This window comes from Streptomyces chattanoogensis (assembly GCF_001294335.1).
Taxonomy (GTDB): domain Bacteria; phylum Actinomycetota; class Actinomycetes; order Streptomycetales; family Streptomycetaceae; genus Streptomyces; species Streptomyces chattanoogensis.
In genome coordinates this window covers 1-787 of sequence record NZ_LGKG01000030.1, presented here as the reverse complement: position 1 = coordinate 787, position 787 = coordinate 1, and the positions used below count along the sequence as shown (strand labels likewise).

Annotated in this window: 1 protein-coding gene and 1 pseudogene; both read left to right on the top strand. The window is 67.7% G+C overall.

What is annotated here, in order from left to right; all coding sequences use genetic code 11:
* Window positions 1-371: pseudogene (locus ADL29_RS06760) on the top strand (transcriptional regulator); the annotation flags it as partial.
* Between the two features lie 56 nt (window positions 372-427).
* On the top strand, window positions 428-787 hold a 360-nt coding region (locus ADL29_RS06755), incomplete at its 3' end, for a hypothetical protein (RefSeq protein WP_157878408.1).

Sequence of the window (787 nt, the reverse complement as noted above, 5' to 3'; positions counted from 1 at the left end):
CGCTTATCGCGTGGCTTGCCGGGGACCGTGACCCGAACAAGGCCAACCGGGGCCGCATTGACGCGGCATACGCCGACATGCGGCGGCGGAACGTGGCGAAGTCCCTGAAAAAGCGGCTCGGCAACAACGGGCGCGGGACCCGGGTGGAAGTCCACCCGGTGAATCAGGGAGGGGTCACCCCGTCCCGGCAACGGGCCCTGGACGTGCGCAAGGTGAACATCCGCCCCAACCAGTGGGACCGGCTCGTCGACCAGTGGTCGGCCGGGGACGCGGACGGCATGAACGCTGAGTGGGAGGACATTGCCGAGGACACCCTCGGGTCCGAGTGGGGCGCGTACACGTCCGTCGCAGCGATCGGATTCGGCGCGTAGGACACCGCGGGGCCCCCGAGCTGGGGGCCCCGCCTCAATTCCAAGGAAGGTCAGACATGGATCCGAAGGAACTTGAAGGCGTCTTCCCTCCCGGGGAACTCTGCCTGATCGAGATCACCGGGGACACGGAGATCGAAGCCCGGTCGGAAGCCCTGACGTTCACGGGTGGCGGGGTCATCGTCTCCGGGACGTGGGAGGTCCACGTCGTTGAGAACGGCGTGGTGGACCCGTCTCCGGTCGTCGGGGTCCGGTTCATCCCCTGGCGCAGGGTTGCCGGGATCAGTGCCCAGTGCGAAGTGGGCGGCTACGCGAGCAGGCAGGATCTCGAAGCGGAACTAGAGATCTACGAAGTCCCCAAGGATCAGCGGGGCGAAGTCCTGGCCGGGTACCACGTCGACACAGCGGCGGCCCGCAGC